Genomic DNA, 12,517 nt, shown 5'->3' with positions numbered 1-12,517 from the left:
CCGCAACTCGCGTAAACGCTATTGTGCAACAGGATCCATTGAGTCTATTATTGGATCCAATATGTACTTGTTTGGATAAATAGACAGATGACAAGAATCGATTGCGCACTGGGCGCCCCTGGCTATCGGGCCGTCAATGAGACGGTGCTGGGCTATGCGCCGGGCTCGGCCGAGCGCGCCGCGCTGCAGGCCGAGTTGCTGACCCAGTCGCGGCAGATGCAGGACATTCCGCTGGTGATCGGTGGACGCGAGATACGTACCAGTGCACGGGTCGAGATCCGCAGCCCGCACGATCACGGGCAGTGCTTGGCGCAGGTCGCACAGGCGGGCGAATCACAGACGCGCGAAGCGATTGCCGCCGCGGCTGCCGCACAGCGCGACTGGTCGCAGTGGAGTCTTGAGGAGCGCTCGCGCGTGTTCCTGAAGGCCGCCGACCTGCTGGCCGGCCCCTGGCGTCAGCGCCTCAACGCCGCGACCATGCTGGGTCAGAGCAAGACCGCCCAGCAGGCCGAGATCGACGCCGCCTGTGAGCTGATCGACTTCCTGCGCTTCAATGTGCAGTTCGCCCACGAGATCGCGGCCATGCAACCCGTCTCCACGCCGGGCCTGCGCAACAGCAGCGACTACCGCCCGCTGGAGGGCTTTGTCTACGCGGTCACGCCTTTCAACTTCACCGCCATCGGCGGCAATCTGGCCACCGCGCCGGCGCTGATGGGCAACACGGTGCTGTGGAAGCCTTCGGCCACCGCGGCGCTGTCCAATTACCTGTTCCTGCAACTGCTGGAAGAGGCCGGCCTGCCGCCGGGCGTGATCAACTTCCTGCCCGGCGATGCGCAGCAGATCAGCGCGGTGGCCTTGGCCAGCGAGCATTTCGCCGGCCTGCATTTCACCGGCTCGACCGCCGTGTTCGACCAGCTGTGGCTGCAGACCGCCCAGAATCTGCCGAACTACCGCGCCTATCCGCGTCTGGTCGGCGAGACCGGCGGCAAGGACTTCGTGCTGGCCCATCCCTCGGCCGATGTCGAGGCGCTGGCCGTCGCGCTGCTGCGCGGCGCCTATGAGTACCAGGGCCAGAAATGCAGTGCCGCCTCGCGTGCCTACATCCCGGCCTCGCTGTGGCCGCGGGTCAAGGAGCGCCTGCTGGACCTGATCGCCTCGGTGCGCGTCGGCGATGTCAGCGACTTCGGCAACTTCATGGGCGCGGTGATCGACCGCCGCGCTTTCGAGCGCGTGACCGCGGCCATCGACGCGGCCCGCGACGATGCCCAGGCCAAGGTCCTGAGCCCGGGCCGGGCCGATGATCGCGTCGGCTTCTTCATCCCGCCGACCTTGATCCAGGTGCTTGATGCCGGCCACCGCCTGATGAGCACCGAGCTGTTCGGCCCGGTGCTGGCGGTTCATGTCTATGCCGATGCGCAATGGGGCGAGGTGCTGCAACTGGTCGATCGCACCAGTCCCTATGCGCTGACCGGCGCGGTGTTCGCGCAGGAGCGCGGGGCGCTGGTGCAAGCGGCTCAGGTCTTGCGCCAGGCCGCCGGCAACTTCTATCTGAACGACAAGCCCACCGGCGCGGTGGTCGGCCAGCAGCCCTTTGGCGGCGCGCGCCGCAGCGGCACCAATGACAAGGCCGGCTCGGCGCTGAACCTGCTGCGCTGGACCTCGCCACGCACGGTCAAGGAAACCTTCGTGCCGGCACTCGACCACCGCTACCCGCATATGCAAGCGGGCTGATTCCCATCCCCACCCACCTCACCACCGGAGATCGACGATGAAACTTCGTATGACCAGCCTCGCCCTGCTGGCGCTGATCGGCAGCGCCGTTCAGGCGCAGGACACCATCCAGATGGGCGCCGTGCTCTCGCTGACCGGCTCCAACGCCACCGTGGGCGAGGACGTGCGCCGTGCCGTGGCCCTGGCTGTCGACAAGGTCAATGCCTCGGGCGGCGTGCTCGGCAAGAAGTTCAATGTCATCGTCGAGGACTCGGGCGGCAACCCGACCACGGCGCTGAACTCGGCGCGCAAGCTGGTCAGCGTCGACAAGGTGCCGGTCGTGATCGGTGAGTACTCGTCGGGCATCACGCTGCCCATGGCCCAGTATCTGGTCAAGGAGGGCGTCACCCACATCAATATCGCCAGCACCAGCGTCAAGATCCGCGAGCTCGGCGCGACTTCCTTCAACCTGATCGGCCTGGAGAACCTGGGCAACAAGTTCTCGGCCGCCGACACCTGGGCACTGGGCTATCGCAAGGTCGCGATGCTGGCGCCCAACAATGCCTACGGCCAGGGCGTTGCGCACGGCTTCAAGGAAGAGTTCACCAAGCTGGGCGGCCAGATCGTCAGCGAGGTGCTCTACACCCAGGGCCAGAGCACCTACCGCCGCGAGCTGCAGCAGATGTCGCGCGCCGAGCCCGACGCCTATATCTACACCGCCTATGGCCAGGAGTCCGCGGTGCTGAACCGCGAAGCCTTCGAGCTGGGCCTGCGCGCCAAGCCCTGGTACGCCATCCTCTTGAGCATGAGCCTGTCCGACACGCCGGCCGCCGTGGCCCAGGGGCAGCTGGGCATGGAAGTCGGCAATGTCTATGGCGAGGCCGGCCGGGCCTACCAGGCCGCCTTCAATGCCAAGTACAAGGAAGGCACCAAGACCTCCTACACCGGCTATGCCTATGACGCCGTGCTGATGACGGCCGCCGCGATGAACAAGGCCAGGTCGACCGAGCCGGCCGCCGTGCAGGCGGCGCTGAAGGAACTGGGCAAGGGCGGCTATGTGGGCGTCACCGGCCCCATCGTGTTTGATGACCAGCGCCAGCGCATCGATCCGCCCTACGCGAAGCTGAAATACGACGGGAAAGTAGTCCCCCGCTGATAGATCGCCCCGGTCCCGGCACCAGCCGGGGCCGGGTCTTGCCCCTCGCTGTACGCCCCCTCCTCATGCTTCAATTTCTCGTCGACACGCTGCTGCGTGCCTCCGACCTGGCGCTGATCGCCCTCGGTCTGAGCATGGTCTACGGGCTGGTCAAGTTCCCCAATATCGCCCATGTGCAGTACGCGATGCTGGGGGCCTATATGACCTTCGCCCTGCAGACCGCCGGCCTGCCTCTGGTGGCCGCCATCCTCGTCTCCTGCCTGCTGACTGGGGTGCTGACCCTGCTGCTGCACCTGCTGGTGTTCCGCCGCCTGCTGCGCGCTGGTCCGGCCATCACGATGATAGGTTCGCTGGCCGTGGCGATGCTGATCATCGCCTCCATGCAGGGCCTGGCGGGCTCCTTCCCGCGCATGTTCAATCTGCCGCTGACCGCCCCCTGGGTGCTGCTGGACGCGCGCATCACGCCGCTGCAGGCGATGACGGTAGCCACCAGTCTGACCGTGCTGCTGGTCTTCACGCTGCTGCTGTTCTGCACCCGCACGGGCCGCGCACTGCGCGCGCTGGCCAGCAATGCGCCGCTGGCCGCCGCCTCGGGCCTGGATGCCGAGGGTCTGACCCGAGCGGTCAACTTCAGCAGCGGCGCGATCGCGGCCCTGGGCGGCAGCATGCTGGCGCTGTCGACTGGTGCCCACATCAATCTGGGCCACGACCTGCTGCTGCCGGTGTTCGCCGCCGCCATCCTCGGTGGCCTGGGCAATCCGATGGGGGCGGTGGCCGGCGCCGTGCTGATCGCGCTGACCGAGACCGCGGTGACCAATATCAACTTCGGCCCGCTGCTGGCTGTGTTCGGCGGCCAGGGCATGGTCTTCATGCCGGTCTCCTATATCAGCGCCGCCTCCTTCCTGATCCTGCTGCTGGCCCTGCTGTTCAAGCCCTACGGCCTGTTCGACCGTGAGGTGCGCCGTGTTTGATTTCCTCGTTTCCTCACTGACGGTGGCCGGCATCTACGGCCTGATGGCCCTGGGCCTGAACCTGCAGGCCGGCTATGCCGGGCTCTTGAACTTTGGTCATATCGCCTTCGCGGGCCTGGGCGCCTACGCCACCGGCATCGCGATCCAGGCCGGCTACTCGCCGCTGCTCGGCGCAGCGCTGGGCGTGGCCCTGGCCTGCACACTGGGCTGCTGCGTCGCGCGGCTGGGCAAGCAGCTGGGCTCGGACTACTGGGGCATCGCCACGCTGGCGATCGCCGAGATCCTGCGCACCGTGGCCACCAACGAGGGCTGGCTGACCGGCGGCGCCCAGGGCATCAGCGCGATCCCTTCGTTGTTCGACGCCTGGGCGCGTCCCTGGAGCGCGCTGGGCTTCCTCGGCCTGGTGCTCGTGGCCCTGGCTGCCGCCGCGCTGGCCTGCAGCCGGGTCGGCAACGGCCGTTTCGGCCGGGCGCTGCGGCTGATGCGCGAGGAGCCGCAGCTGGCCGCCTGCATGGGCTATGACCTGAAGTCGCTGAAGACCCGCGCCATCCTGGCCGGGGCCGCGCTGACGGCCCTGGCCGGCTCGCTCTATGCGCACTACATGAGCTTTGTCTGGCCCGACTACATGCTGGCTTCCGAGACCTTTCTGCTCTGGACCATGCTGATGATAGGCGGCCTGGGCAACACGGCCGGCGTGCTGGTCGGCGTGCTGCTGGTGCAGGCGGCCTATGCGGCCGTGCCCTTCGCCAAGGACTATTTCCAACTCGACTCCGATGTCTCGGGCGCGCTGCGCCTGGGCCTGATCGGCCTCATCCTGCTGGCCTGCCTGCTGTGGCGCAGCGAGGGCCTCGTCCGCGAGAAATTGCGCAAGATCCCATGAGCAGTCCCATTCTTGATGTGAAATCCGTCGCCAAGGCCTTTGGCGGCAATCAGGTGCTGCAGGACGTCAGCTTCAGCATCCAGCCCGGCGAGATCGTCGGCCTGCTGGGCCCCAACGGCTCGGGCAAGAGCACGCTGCTGAACACCATCACCGGCTTCGAGGCCATCGATGCGGGTCAGGTCTTGCTGCAGGGCCGCGCGATCGGGCGCCTGCCGGCGCACCGGATCGTCGCGGCCGGCGTCGGCCGCACCTTCCAGCTGCCGGCCATGCCGAAGAAGATGTCGGTGATCGAGGTCGCGATGGCCGCCGCGACCACGCAGCACGGTTTCTGGGCCACCTTGCTGGGCAGCCCCGCCTCGAAGAAGGCCGAGGCCGCAGCCCGCGTGAAGGCCACGGCCCTGCTCGACGAGCTGCTGCTGACCCCCGTACGTGATCTGCCGGCCGCGGCCCTGTCCGGCGGGCAGAAGAAGCTGCTGGGCATCGTCTGCGCGCTGATGGGCGAGCCGCGGCTGCTGATGCTGGACGAGCCCACCGCCGGCGTGCACCCGAACCTGCGCAACGACATCGTCGCCGCGCTGAAGCGGCTCAACCGGCAGGGCATGACCCTGGTGATCGTCGAGCACGATATGCACTTCATCCGCGAGGTCTGCTCGCGCTGCATCGTGCTGGATCGCGGCCACATCGTCGCCAGCTGCAAGCCCGCCGAGCTGGCGTCCAACGAGCGTGTGCTGCAGGCCTATCTGGGCGGCGGTGCCGCGCATACCGTCAAGCAAAAGGAGGCGGCTTAAATGATCGTCGTCGACAACGTCATCGCCGGCTACACGCCCGAGGTGGACATCCTGCGCGGCATGAGCGTGCGCGCCGAGGCCAGGGAAATCGTCACGCTGCTGGGCCCCAACGGCTGCGGCAAGAGTACCTTGCTGAAGACCATCGCCGGCTACCTGACGCCGCGCAGCGGCCGGGTGCTGCTGGAGGGTCAGGAGGCGTCGGACATGCCGGTGCACCGCAAGATCCAGCGTGCCGGCCTGGGCTTTGTGCCGCAGACCGAGAACGTGTTCGCGGCGCTGAGCGTGCGCGAGAACCTGCAGGTCGGCGGCCATCACCTGGCCGAGCGTCAGGTGGGCGCGCGCATCGAGGAGCTGTGTGCGCTCTATCCTGTGCTTTCGCGCAAGATCGCCGCGCCGGCCGCCTCGCTGTCGGGCGGCGAGCGCCAGATCCTGGCGCTGGCGCGGGCGCTGATGCCGCGTCCTCGCATGCTGCTGCTTGATGAACCCTCGGCCGGTCTGTCGCCGAAGATGCTGCAGGAGGTCTTCGAGGCCATTGTCCAGGTGCGTGCCAAGGAGGGTGTGGCCATCCTGATGGTGGAGCAGAACGCGATGGAGGCGCTGCGCATCTCGGACCGTGCCTATGTGCTGTCGATGGGCACGGTGGCCCTGACCGGCGCCGCCCATCAGCTGATCAGCGACCCGCAGGTGCGCGAGCTCTATCTGGGCGGCCGCGTGGCCTGAGCGGCGGGGCGATCGCTGGTGCGATGGGCGCGCCTGATCGCTGCTTGGTTCGGCCGGTATCGGCAAGAATGGCCCGACCCATGGAACCAGCCAACACCCGAGCACCACTGGCCAGCGCTCCCGGCGAGCCTGCGGCCGAGCTTCCCGCTCTTGCCATCGCCTGCCTGTCGCTGGCCGCCTTCGGCAGCGGGGTGGCCCTGCGCGTCAATGATGCCTTGCTGCCGCGGCTCGCGCAGGAGTTCACCGTCGGCCTGGGCCAGGCTGCGCAGGTGATCAGCCTGTTCTCGATCGCCTATGGCCTGTCGCAGCTGGTGTTCGGGCCGCTGGGCGACCGCTATGGCAAGTACCGGGTGATCGTCTGGGCCTCGCTGGCCTGCGGCGCCACCTCGCTGCTGTGCGCGCTGGCTGGCGGCTTCGAGTGGCTGCTGTTCGCGCGGGTGCTGGCCGGGGCCACGGCGGCGGCCATCATCCCGCTGTCCATGGCCTGGATCGGCGATGTGGTGGCCTACGAACGGCGCCAGCCGGTGCTGGCGCGCTTTCTGATCGGCCAGATCGTCGGGCTCTCGGCAGGCGTCTGGCTGGGTGGTTTCGCGGCCGACCATCTGAGCTGGCGCACGCCTTTCTTCATGCTGGCAGGCCTGTTCGTGCTGATCAGCGCGGCGCTGTGGCGTGTCAACCGCCAGCTGCCGGCGCATGCCCGTCAGATGCGGCCGGCCGAGGGCTCGCAGCTGCGCCGCATGGTCGACGACTTCTCGCACATCCTGGGCCTGCCCTGGGCGCGCGTGGTCCTGCTGACGGTGTTTCTGGAGGGGCTGTTCCTCTACGGCCCCTTCGCCTTCATCGCCTCGCATCTGCACGGGCATTTCGGGCTGTCGCTGTCGCTGGCCGGCTCCTTGGTGATGCTGTTCGGTCTGGGCGGCTTTGTGTTCGCGCTGGGCTCGGCGCGGCTGGTCAAGGGACTGGGCGAGGTGGGGCTGGCGCGCTGGGGCGGCGGCCTGCTGTTCATCGCCTTGCTGAGCCTGGCGCTGACGCCGGCCTGGTGGGTGGCGGCGCCGGCCTGCCTGCTGGCAGGCCTGGGCTTTTACATGCTGCACAACACATTGCAGCTCAATGCCACACAGATGGCGCCGGCGCAGCGCGGCGCTGCGGTGTCGGCCTTTGCCTCCTGCTTCTTTCTCGGCCAGTCGGCCGGGGTCAGCGTTGCCGGGCTGGCGGTCGAGCGCTTCGGCTCGGCCTGGGTCATGGGCCTGGGGGCCGCCGGCGTGCTGGCCGTGGCCTGGGTGTTCGCGGGTCGGCGCAAGCGCCGCGCCCACTGAAGGGGGCTGCGGACTCGTCAGTGCCGGCTGCGCGCGTCCAGGCTCAGCGCGCCCGCGCCATGCGCGGCCAGCACCAGCAGGCCGCCGGCCAGCGCGATGTTCTTCATGAACAGCAGCTGCTGCATCATCTGCTGCTCGGCGGGCAGGGCCCAGAAGGCATGGAATAGGAAGCTGGCCACCAGCGTGAAGCCGGCCAGCGCCAGCGCAGCCCAGCGCGTCTGGAAGCCGACGATCAGGGCCAGGCCGGCCAGCAGCTCGAAAGCGCCGACCGCCAGGGCCAGCAGGTGGTTGGCGGGCAGGCCGGAGCTGGCCATATAGGCGGAGGTGCCGGCCGGGTTGGCCAGCTTGCCGGGACCGGCCAGCACAAAGATCAGGGCCAGCAGCACGCGGCCGGCCAGGCTCAGCGCGGATGTCAGGGTGGCGGGCATCGTTCTAATCTCCTGCGTTTGATAGGAGCGCCAAGCATACGTTGCGCCTGGCCGTCAGCGGCCCTGCAAAAACCCAAGCTGGATGAAACGAGCGCAGCCAAGCGCTGCCAAGAGCGGCAGGGCTCAGCTCCTGGCGGCCCCGCTGATCACCGGGGCGCGGGTCACCCGGGTCTTGCCACCGGTGGTGACCAGGATCACCGACTCACCGGGGTTCAGGGTTTCATTGCCCTTGGCCTGGACGATGGCGCGGCGCTCGCCGTTGCGCAGCTGGACCAGGATCTCGACCGCCTCTTCCTTGGTGACATTGCGCTCGATCGCATTGCCCAGTGCCGCACCGGCCACCGCGCCGAGCACGCCGACGATCTGGCCCTCGCGCCGGCCGCCGACATTGGAGCCGGCAATCGCGCCGACCACGCCACCGGCGACGCCGCCGACACCGCTTTGCGAGCCATCGACCGTGACCGGGCGCACCGACAGCACGGTGCCGTCCTGGACCTGGGACATGCGCTGGGCATCGCCGCGTTGCACCACATCGGGGCTGGTGGTCGAACAGGCGGCCAGGGTCACCACGGCGGCGGCAATCAACAACTTCTTCATCACGGTCTCCTCGGGGCAGATCTGAGCCCAACGGTCCGTATTGTGAAGCGGTTGACCGGCGGGCGCCGGCGATGCAACAAGTCTTTACTCAGGCATGCAGCCGGCTGGAGCGGGGCACGCTGGCCAGCAGGAACTCCATCTGGTCGGCCAGGATGCGGCGGCCGCGCAGAATCATGTCCTCGTGCAGGCTGGGCACATAGGGCAGATAGAGCAGGCTCATATTGGCCTCCTCGGGCAGGCGGCTGCCCTTGCGGCCATTGCAGCCGCGGCAGGCGGTGATGCAGTTCATCCAGCTGTCGCGGCCGCCGCGCGAGGTCGGGATGATGTGTTCGCGGGTCAGGTCGTCGGCGTGGTGGCTGTGGCCGCAGTAGGCGCAGACATAGCGGTCGCGCACAAAGAGCTTGGGATTGGACAGCGCCGGCGCCGAGCGCCAGGCACGGCTGGGCACGGCCCCGCGCACCGCGATGATGGGGTGGACTTCGATGCGCGACTGCAGGCCGGTGCGGCGCTGCAGGCCGCCGCGCATCACATGACAGGGGTTGCCCAGAGTCCAGGCCACGCCGTCGCTGGCATAGATCACGGCGGCCTCCTTGGTCGTGATCCAGGCTTGCGGCCGGCCGGAGACATCCAGTTGAAGAACATCCACAGCATTGACCTCCTGGCCGCAGCGTACTGCAAGAGTGCGTACTGACTCAAGTGCTGAAGCCCCGCAGACAGGCGCTGTGCGCCGGCGGCCACAGCGTCAACGGCCTGACATCTGCGCGACCCAGACTGGCGGGATGGCGTGAACTTCTAGGCGGGCGGCTCTAGAAATCGCCACGAATACTTGCACGGCCTTCTGTCGATTTCTGCAAAATAGAACGACCGTTCGTTTTATTATTCGGCTTTCCAGCGAATTCCACAGAGTCCCCCGCACCGTGTCCGCCCTGCCCAGCCCCAAGCCCACCGACGGCGACGAGATGCCTCGCCGCGGCGTGCGCTCCCTGCAAAAAGGCCAGCAGACCCGCGCCGCCATCCTGGAGGCGGCCCTGGGCCTGGCCTCGCATATGGGGCTGGAGGGCTTGTCGATCGGCGCGCTCGCCGACGTCACCAAGATGAGCAAGTCCGGCGTGTTCGCCCATTTCGGCTCACGCGAGGAGTTGCAGATCGCGGTGGTGATGGAATATCACGCCAAGTTCGAGGAAGAGGTGTTCTTCACCGCGATCCGCGAGCCGCGCGGCCTGCCGAGGCTGCGCGCGCTCTACGAGCACTGGGTGCGCCGGGTCTCGGTGGAAATCGACTCGGGCTGCATCTACATCAGCGGCGCGGTCGAGTTCGACGACCGGCCCGGCCCGGTGCGCGACGCCCTGGTCAGCATGGTCAAGGCCTGGCACGCGGCGCTGCACAAGGCCATCGTGCTGGCGCTGGACGCCGGCCATCTGCGCGCCGATGCCGATGTGGAACAGATCTTGTTTGAGCTGCACGGGCTGATCCTGTCCCTGCACCACGATGCGCGCTTTCTGCGCCGACCCGGCGCGCTGGAGCGTGCCGGCGTCGGCTTCGAGCGCATCGTGAATTTCTATGCCACGCCCGAAGGCCTGCAGGCCGCCGGCAGCAAATCCGCGGCGGCCGCCGCCAAGAAAACCGGCAAGCGGCCCCAGACCTGAACCCGTTCTGAATTGAATCGAAACCGAGGAGTTAGACATGCCCCAGTACAACCCACCGCTGCGCGACATGAAGTTCGTGATGCACGAGCTGCTGAACGTGGTCGATGAGCTCAAGATGCTGCCGGCCCATGCCGACATCGACGCCGACACCATCAATGCGGTGCTGGAAGAGGGTGGCAAGTTCGCGGCGGAGGTGATCGCGCCGCTGAACCTGTCGGGCGACGCCGAAGGTTGCACCCTGGACAAGAGCACCCATGAGGTGACCACGCCCAAGGGTTTCAAGGAAGCCTACAAGCAGTACGTCGAGGGCGGCTGGCCGGCGCTGGGCTGTGATCCCGAGTACGGCGGCCAGGGTCTGCCGGTGATCGTGAATCAGGGCTTCTATGAGATGCTGAACGGGGCCAACCAGGCCTGGACCATGTACCCGGGCCTGAGCCATGGCGCCTACGAGGCCCTGCATGCCCATGGCACGCCCGAGCAGAAGGCCACCTATCTGCCCAAGCTGACCAGCGGCGAGTGGACCGGCACCATGTGCCTGACCGAGCCGCATTGCGGCACCGATCTGGGCCTGCTGCGCACCAAGGCCGAACCGCAGGCCGACGGCACGTACAAGATCACCGGCCAGAAGATCTTCATCTCGGCCGGCGAGCACGATATGGCCGACAACATCATCCACCTGGTGCTGGCCCGCCTGCCGGAGGCGCCCGAGGGCTCCAAGGGCATCTCGCTGTTCGTGGTGCCTAAGTTCAAGGTCAATGCCGATGGCAGCCTGGGCGAGCGCAACCCGGTCTATTGCGGCGGCCTGGAGCACAAGATGGGCATCCACGGCAATGCCACCGCACAGATCGTGCTGGACGGCGCCGTCGGCACCCTGGTCGGTCAGCCCAACAAGGGCCTGGCCGCGATGTTCGTGATGATGAACGCCGCCCGCCTGGGCGTGGGCAACCAGTCGCTGGGCCTGACCGAGGTGGCCTACCAGAACGCCGTGGCCTACGCCAAGGATCGCATCCAGATGCGCGCGCTGAGCGGCCCGAAGGCGCTGGACAAGCCGGCCGACCCCATCATCGTGCACCCCGATGTGCGCAAGATGCTGCTGACCGCGCGCGCCTATGCCGAGGGCGGCCGCGCGCTGAACACCTATGTGGGCCTGCAGCTGGACAAGGCGCTGAGCTCGGACGACGAGGACGAGCGCAAGGAATGCGAGGCCGAGGTCGCGCTGCTGACCCCCATCATCAAGGCCTTCATCACCGACAACGGCTGGATCGCCACCTCGCACTGCCTGCAGGTCTTTGGCGGCCATGGCTTCATCCACGAGTGGGGCATGGAGCAATATGTGCGCGATGCCCGCATCAACATGATTTACGAAGGCACCAACACGATCCAGTCGCTGGACCTGCTGGGCCGCAAGATCCTGTCCAACAACGGCGCCACGCTGAAGAAGTTCGGCAAGAAGATCGCCGCCTTCGTCGAGGAAGAGGGCACGAACGAGGCGATGCAGGAGTTCATCAACCCGCTGGCCGATATCGGCGACAAGGTCACCAAGCTGACCACCGAGATCGGCATGAAGGCCTTTGGCAACCCCGACGAGGTGGGTGCCGCAGCGGTGGACTATCTGCGCGTCGTCGGCCATCTGACCTTTGCCTACTTCTTCGCCCGCATGGCCAAGATCGCGCTGGAGAAAAAGGACTCGGGCGACCCGTTCTACACCGCCAAGCTCTCGACGGCGCGCTTCTATTTTGCGAAGCTGCTGCCCGAGACCGCCTCGCTGATCCGCACCGCGCGCGCCGGCCTGAACCCGCTGATGGAGATGGACGAAGCGCTGTTCTGATTTTCTTGATTTCAATAACGCCATAAAGGAGACACCATGAAATCGCTTGTTGCTGCCACCATCCTGAGCCTGCTCTCGGGCATCGCCCTGGCCCAAGCCACGCCCAGCGGGCTGTGGAAGACCATCGATGACAAGACCAAGCAGGAGAAATCGCTGGTGCGCATCAGCGAGAGCGCCGGTGTCTTCAGCGCCAAGATCGAGAAGATCGTCGATCCCGCCAAGCAGGAGTCCAAATGCGACAAATGCGCCGACGACCGCAAGGACCAGCCCCTGATCGGCCTGACCATTGTTCGCAACGTCAAGAAGAACGCCGACGATGCCGAGCTGTGGGACGGCGGCGAGATCCTCGATCCCAATGACGGCAAGATCTACAAGGTCCGCATCAAGCCCATCGAGGGCGGCAAGAAGCTCGAAGTGCGCGGCTATGTCGGCATGCCCATGCTGGGCCGCACCCAGACCTGGATTCGCGTCGAGTGA

13 protein-coding genes are annotated in these 12,517 nt (G+C 67.1%); 10 read left to right on the top strand and 3 right to left on the bottom strand.

Going from position 1 to position 12,517, the window contains the following annotated elements; all coding sequences use genetic code 11:
* Positions 1–87: 87 nt before the first annotated feature.
* The 7 genes from pruA to O5M90_RS10695 all read left to right on the top strand — a co-directional run bounded on the left by pruA (position 88) and on the right by O5M90_RS10695 (position 7,541).
* On the top strand, positions 88–1,731 hold the full coding sequence (pruA, locus tag O5M90_RS10725) for an L-glutamate gamma-semialdehyde dehydrogenase (RefSeq protein ID WP_269838584.1): 1,644 nt from the start codon (positions 88–90) through the stop codon (positions 1,729–1,731).
* 37 nt (positions 1,732–1,768) lie between these two features.
* Positions 1,769–2,866, top strand: a complete 1,098-nt coding sequence (locus tag O5M90_RS10720; RefSeq protein ID WP_262970094.1) for an ABC transporter substrate-binding protein — start codon at positions 1,769–1,771, stop codon at positions 2,864–2,866.
* 65 nt (positions 2,867–2,931) lie between these two features.
* Positions 2,932–3,837 carry a branched-chain amino acid ABC transporter permease gene (locus O5M90_RS10715; protein ID WP_269838585.1) on the top strand — a complete coding sequence of 302 codons (906 nt, stop codon included), beginning with the start codon at positions 2,932–2,934 and terminating at the stop codon, positions 3,835–3,837.
* Positions 3,830–4,717, top strand: a complete 888-nt coding sequence (locus tag O5M90_RS10710) for a branched-chain amino acid ABC transporter permease (protein ID WP_269838586.1) — start codon at positions 3,830–3,832, stop codon at positions 4,715–4,717. The genes O5M90_RS10715 and O5M90_RS10710 overlap by 8 nt, the downstream gene beginning before the upstream one ends.
* Positions 4,714–5,505 carry an ABC transporter ATP-binding protein gene (locus tag O5M90_RS10705; RefSeq protein WP_269838587.1) on the top strand — a complete coding sequence of 264 codons (792 nt, stop codon included), beginning with the start codon at positions 4,714–4,716 and terminating at the stop codon, positions 5,503–5,505. The genes O5M90_RS10710 and O5M90_RS10705 overlap by 4 nt, the downstream gene beginning before the upstream one ends.
* Positions 5,506–6,225, top strand: a complete 720-nt coding sequence (locus tag O5M90_RS10700) for an ABC transporter ATP-binding protein (protein WP_269838588.1) — start codon at positions 5,506–5,508, stop codon at positions 6,223–6,225.
* Between the two features lie 80 nt (positions 6,226–6,305).
* The gene (locus tag O5M90_RS10695) at positions 6,306–7,541 is read left to right on the top strand and encodes an MFS transporter (RefSeq protein WP_269838589.1); all 1,236 of its coding nucleotides are present in this window, start codon (positions 6,306–6,308) and stop codon (positions 7,539–7,541) included.
* 17 nt (positions 7,542–7,558) lie between these two features.
* Here the strand turns inward: O5M90_RS10695 and O5M90_RS10690 are convergent, their stop codons facing one another.
* The 3 genes from O5M90_RS10690 to O5M90_RS10680 all read right to left on the bottom strand — a co-directional run bounded on the left by O5M90_RS10690 (position 7,559) and on the right by O5M90_RS10680 (position 9,212).
* A complete protein-coding gene (locus O5M90_RS10690) occupies positions 7,559–7,969 on the bottom strand; it encodes a DoxX family protein (protein ID WP_269838590.1) in 411 nt (136 codons plus the stop codon).
* Between the two features lie 123 nt (positions 7,970–8,092).
* Positions 8,093–8,566 (bottom strand): glycine zipper 2TM domain-containing protein, encoded by a 474-nt coding sequence (locus O5M90_RS10685; RefSeq protein WP_137941212.1) that lies wholly within the window; start codon positions 8,564–8,566, stop codon positions 8,093–8,095.
* A gap of 88 nt (positions 8,567–8,654) precedes the next feature.
* Positions 8,655–9,212, bottom strand: coding sequence for an HNH endonuclease (locus tag O5M90_RS10680; RefSeq protein ID WP_137941211.1), 558 nt, complete (start codon positions 9,210–9,212; stop codon positions 8,655–8,657).
* A 313-nt stretch (positions 9,213–9,525) separates the two neighbouring features.
* On the opposite strand from O5M90_RS10680, the gene O5M90_RS10675 reads away from it, so the two are divergent.
* The 3 genes from O5M90_RS10675 to O5M90_RS10665 are packed head-to-tail and all read left to right on the top strand — an operon-like array spanning position 9,526 to position 12,517.
* Positions 9,526–10,212 (top strand): TetR/AcrR family transcriptional regulator, encoded by a 687-nt coding sequence (locus tag O5M90_RS10675; protein WP_262970377.1) that lies wholly within the window; start codon positions 9,526–9,528, stop codon positions 10,210–10,212.
* Positions 10,213–10,249: 37 nt separating this feature from the next.
* Positions 10,250–12,040 carry an acyl-CoA dehydrogenase C-terminal domain-containing protein gene (locus tag O5M90_RS10670; RefSeq protein ID WP_269838591.1) on the top strand — a complete coding sequence of 597 codons (1,791 nt, stop codon included), beginning with the start codon at positions 10,250–10,252 and terminating at the stop codon, positions 12,038–12,040.
* A 36-nt stretch (positions 12,041–12,076) separates the two neighbouring features.
* Entirely contained in the window at positions 12,077–12,517 is a 441-nt protein-coding gene (locus tag O5M90_RS10665; RefSeq protein ID WP_137941209.1) for a DUF2147 domain-containing protein, read from the top strand.

The organism is Paucibacter sp. M5-1 (genome assembly GCF_027498415.2).
Lineage (GTDB): Bacteria > Pseudomonadota > Gammaproteobacteria > Burkholderiales > Burkholderiaceae_C > Roseateles_E.
Note: the sequence above shows the minus strand (reverse complement) of the source record. Positions and strands in the feature narration are given on the sequence as shown.

Bases quoted from the DNA above. Each gene is read 5' to 3' on its own strand.
- O5M90_RS10685 (WP_137941212.1), bottom strand. From the start codon at position 8,566: ATGAAGAAGTTGTTGATTGCCGCCGCCGTGGTGACCCTGGCCGCCTGT.
- O5M90_RS10690 (WP_269838590.1), bottom strand. From the start codon at position 7,969: ATGCCCGCCACCCTGACATCCGCGCTGAGCCTGGCCGGCCGCGTGCTG.
- O5M90_RS10695 (WP_269838589.1), top strand. From the start codon at position 6,306: ATGGAACCAGCCAACACCCGAGCACCACTGGCCAGCGCTCCCGGCGAG.
- pruA (WP_269838584.1), top strand. From the start codon at position 88: ATGACAAGAATCGATTGCGCACTGGGCGCCCCTGGCTATCGGGCCGTC.
- O5M90_RS10665 (WP_137941209.1), top strand. From the start codon at position 12,077: ATGAAATCGCTTGTTGCTGCCACCATCCTGAGCCTGCTCTCGGGCATC.
- O5M90_RS10705 (WP_269838587.1), top strand. From the start codon at position 4,714: ATGAGCAGTCCCATTCTTGATGTGAAATCCGTCGCCAAGGCCTTTGGC.
- O5M90_RS10720 (WP_262970094.1), top strand. From the start codon at position 1,769: ATGAAACTTCGTATGACCAGCCTCGCCCTGCTGGCGCTGATCGGCAGC.
- O5M90_RS10715 (WP_269838585.1), top strand. From the start codon at position 2,932: ATGCTTCAATTTCTCGTCGACACGCTGCTGCGTGCCTCCGACCTGGCG.
- O5M90_RS10670 (WP_269838591.1), top strand. From the start codon at position 10,250: ATGCCCCAGTACAACCCACCGCTGCGCGACATGAAGTTCGTGATGCAC.
- O5M90_RS10675 (WP_262970377.1), top strand. From the start codon at position 9,526: ATGCCTCGCCGCGGCGTGCGCTCCCTGCAAAAAGGCCAGCAGACCCGC.
- O5M90_RS10700 (WP_269838588.1), top strand. From the start codon at position 5,506: ATGATCGTCGTCGACAACGTCATCGCCGGCTACACGCCCGAGGTGGAC.